At 34.9% G+C, this 3,923-nt stretch carries 3 protein-coding genes and 1 pseudogene; all 4 read left to right on the forward strand.

Going from position 1 to position 3,923, the window contains the following annotated elements; genetic code table 11:
- Positions 1–2,153 (forward strand): RHS repeat domain-containing protein (locus AOB46_RS22390; protein ID WP_131724450.1); only part of this gene is annotated, 2,153 nt, incomplete at its 5' end.
- 66 nt (positions 2,154–2,219) lie between these two features.
- Positions 2,220–2,648, forward strand: a complete 429-nt coding sequence (locus AOB46_RS22395) for a hypothetical protein (protein WP_062703592.1) — start codon at positions 2,220–2,222, stop codon at positions 2,646–2,648.
- 107 nt (positions 2,649–2,755) lie between these two features.
- The gene (locus AOB46_RS22400) at positions 2,756–3,328 is read left to right on the forward strand and encodes a hypothetical protein (RefSeq protein ID WP_062703594.1); all 573 of its coding nucleotides are present in this window, start codon (positions 2,756–2,758) and stop codon (positions 3,326–3,328) included.
- Positions 3,329–3,407: 79 nt separating this feature from the next.
- Positions 3,408–3,587 (forward strand): annotated as a pseudogene (locus tag AOB46_RS23925) (RHS repeat-associated core domain-containing protein); the annotation flags it as partial.
- Between the last annotated feature and the right edge of the window lie 336 nt (positions 3,588–3,923).

Genomic DNA, 3,923 nt, shown 5'->3' on the forward strand with positions numbered 1-3,923 from the left:
ATAAAAGGCTAAGCACCGATACTGAAAGAGTAATTACAGAGACCTTTACGTATGACCATCAGAACAGGTTACTCGTTCATAAGCATCAGGTGGACAGTGGTCCAGAAGAGATTCTGGCCCAGAACAGCTACAATGAGCTGTCCCAATTGGAAACCAAGAAGGTTGGAGGAACCAATGCTGCTTCTCCGTTACAGACGATTAATTACCAGTATAATATCAGGGGCTGGATGACCCAGATCAACGATCCCGGTAACTTAGGGAATGATCTGTTTGGCTATAAGATCAACTACCATCAGATAGAAGGACAGGAAACCCCGAACAATGATTACAGCAGCTTAAAGGTAAAGCCTAAATTCAACGGAAACATAGCGGAAGTATCCTGGAAAACGTTAACTGAAGAAAACGAGCCGTTAAAACGGTATGGCTATGTTTATGATGGATTAAACCGTCTTTCGGCAGGATTTTACCAGAAACAGGGTAATGAAACAGCCAAAGAATATTTTGAAATCCCGGAATATGACCTGAACGGCAACATCACCAGGCTGAAAAGATCCGCAGCCCTCCAGACAGGAAGTACAACAGCTGTTGTGATTGATGATTTAAGGTATGATTATACAGGCAATAAGCTGACTAAGGTTACCGATTCCCAGCAGAATTCATCAGGGTATCCATACCTTGCCAGCCCCGGAACAATAGGATACGACAACGATAATGGCAGCGGTAATGGGAATATGACCAGCCATCCGGATAAGGGGATTTCTTCAATTCAGTATAATTATTTAAATTTACCAAAACAGATTACCCAGAATGCGAAAGTAACTAATTATACTTATAAGGCAGACGGAGTAAAAGTAAAGAAGCTCTTTGGAGATGTAGAAACCAATTATCTGGATGGGTTCCAGTATAAAAGTACGAAACCTTCGGAAACGGGAACAGGCGGAGGCTTCGTAATTACCGATCCTGATGCGGTTGCTGTGATGAAGCTTAGAATTATTCCTACTTCAGAAGGTTATTATGATGCGCTTAGCAGCCAGTATGTTTATAATTATACCGATCATCTGGGTAATGTAAGGTTGGCGTATACGGATACTAATAAGGATGGAATCATCCAGCCCAGACAGTACTACTGGCAGGAATGCAGTGGAGAATTTAATCCGCCATTTGAAATTCCGATGTGCATTGATGGCTGGAAACCTGGAGAAATTGTGGAGGTGAATAATTATTATCCATTTGGATTACTGCATAATTATACCGTGACTACGCAGAATGCTTATCAGTACAAGTACAATGGTAAGGAACTTCAAGAGACGGGAATGTATGATTATGGAGCACGATTTTATATGCCGGATATTGGAAGATGGGGTGTGGTAGATCCGCTGGCGGAGAAAATGAGAAGATGGTCACCTTATAATTATGCTTTCGATAATCCTATTAGGTTCATTGACCCGGATGGAAGGCGTGCTATCGATCCTATCTATGGCCGAGGCTTTTGGAGTAATAAATTGACCTTAATTGGCGATGATGGAAAAAATGCAGGTAAAGCTTATATTGTTACAGGAAAAGTAAAAAAAGAAGTAGAAGCAGCAACTAAAAATGGGCAAAAATTTAGTGGAAATTTAGTGGAGGGCAAAAATGTTGCAAATATTCCTACTGGGGCCCGATTAAATGGTGTTATAGAATCTGTTGCTGATACTAAAAAATCAGGTCGTGAAAATGGAGGTTATACATATAGAGGTGATGATAAACCAACAAGAAGTAAAGAAGGAGGAGCTCCTAAACAATATTACAACGATAAAAATCAAATAATTACGGAAGCCTCTATGAGTATATTTCATGGAGGAATTCCTAAAGACGCATCAAACTTAGAAATGTATTGGCATGATCATCCTGATGTTCTCGTAAATAATATTTCTCCTGTTCAGTTAGGACATTCAAACCCATCAGATGGCGACTATGGCGTTCAGGGGCTTTTAGAAGAAAGAGGATTTAAAGGTAATGCATTCGTAGTTGGACCCCGTACTAATGATGTCACCTACTACAATGCAGAAGGGCAGATTGTTAATGTAAATTATGATGACTGGAAAAGTGCAGGTATCCAAGCTACAGTTAGTGCTGTCGGATCAATAATGAGTAGTTTATTAATTAATAAATGAAACAAAATGAGAAAAGTATTTTTTTTAATTCTTGTTACACCTTTGTTTTCGTGTCAAACTAATCGTATGTCGAATGATATTATTTCTAAAAATAAAAAACTGTATAATGAGTTGTATAATACCAACGGAAATATTTTTGTAATTGGTTCATCAGGTTTTACATCATCTTATATGTGGAGTTATACAAATAATGGAATAAGTGTTTATAATTTAAACAATGGAAAAGTAATAACCAAGAAAGAGATAAAACGGGAGAATCTGGAAATGAATAATTGGTTACAAAACCCATCTAAAGATGATGACGGAATAGATAAATGTATAGCAGTTGATGGATTTATGTTAATGTATAAAGTAAAGATCAAAGAATCTTTTATAGAAAGAAGGTTTCCCTTAGATTTTGAATGCATGAAAAAAAGTACTTATGAAACACCCTTTTTTAAAAAATTAATTGATGATATCAATCATTACAAAATTGGCTGGAGGGAAGTACAATAATCTTTTTTCGCTTAGTTGAAATAAGCAAATATACATGGAAGAGGCAATCTAAAACAGCCTCTTTTTTTGAGGATTTAATTATTATAATAAATCTTAAAAAATAAGAAATGAGAATTTTTATAACATGTATCGTTTTACTTCTTTGTAATTCTTTTAAAGCGCAAGATAATCAAAAATTAGAATCTGAGATTATTTCTCTTTATAAAGTGAAGGACAAGGATATTCAAAATTGTAAAAAAGAAAGTGAAGAATTGCGCAAAAATAAGTTTGATGAGACAACAATTAAAACTTTTGAAGAGGCTTGCATTGCATGTTTAGAACATTTAAATTTCTTCAGAAGCAATAGTTTAAAAATGTTAGAGAAAACTTCAAATAAGGAAGATTTCTTAATAATTAACTTTGTCAATAACAATATAAACATACCATTTGATACTAAAACTATTTTATGTGCTAATAAAAATTATTTTGGTATTGAACATTATTTTGATTCAGAAAATAATATGGTTATTGAAAAAAACGAAGAATTTGAAGTTAGTGAACTTGAAATAGATATTATTGAAAAAATTAATGAGTATCTGAGAACTGTAGGTCAGAATATTTCAGCAATAAAAGTAATGGATAAATTGGTTTGTATAGAGTTTGGAATGTTATTGCAAGAATTAATGGAAAAGTTAGAATGATTGAATTGTTTAGGATAAAATCCCTCACTGCGTTTCGTGTGGGAAGATGATAATTAACCTCGTATTTTATGAGGTTAATTACATGTATAATGGGAAAGAATTGCAGGAGACTGGAATGTATGATTATGGAGCGAGGATGTATATGCCTGATATTGGAAGATGGGGTGTGATAGATCCACTGGCGGAAATGTACCAGCCAATGTCAACATATAATTACGGAGGAAATAATCCAATTCGTTTTATTGATCCTAATGGAATGAATTTGGATGTTTATGAGATGGATGACAAGGGATATTTAACCAGAAGGGAGGAGTCAGATAGGGACGTTATTTACACATCTAAAAATTTTGAAGGAGAAGGAGAAAAAAGAAAATTAAAAGAAAATAATAACGGCGGATATGATATTGGAGTAAAAGGTTTCATCAAAAAAAAATGAATACCAATATTATTCTAGTGGAGATAAGTATATAAATTTCAAAGGAGATGAGGCTAAAGGCATGGAATATTTTAATCAGGTTGCTGATTGGATGGCAGCTGGTGAGGTTAATGTTGAATTCGGAATTCAAACAGCAGATATAGGTGGCAAAGATAATAC

This window comes from Chryseobacterium indologenes (genome assembly GCF_001295265.1).
Lineage (GTDB): Bacteria > Bacteroidota > Bacteroidia > Flavobacteriales > Weeksellaceae > Chryseobacterium > Chryseobacterium indologenes_A.

Coding starts and splice junctions, on each gene's coding strand:
- AOB46_RS22400 (WP_062703594.1), top strand. CDS start 2,756: ATGAGAATTTTTATAACATGTATCGTTTTACTTCTTTGTAATTCTTTT.
- AOB46_RS22395 (WP_062703592.1), top strand. CDS start 2,220: ATGTCGAATGATATTATTTCTAAAAATAAAAAACTGTATAATGAGTTG.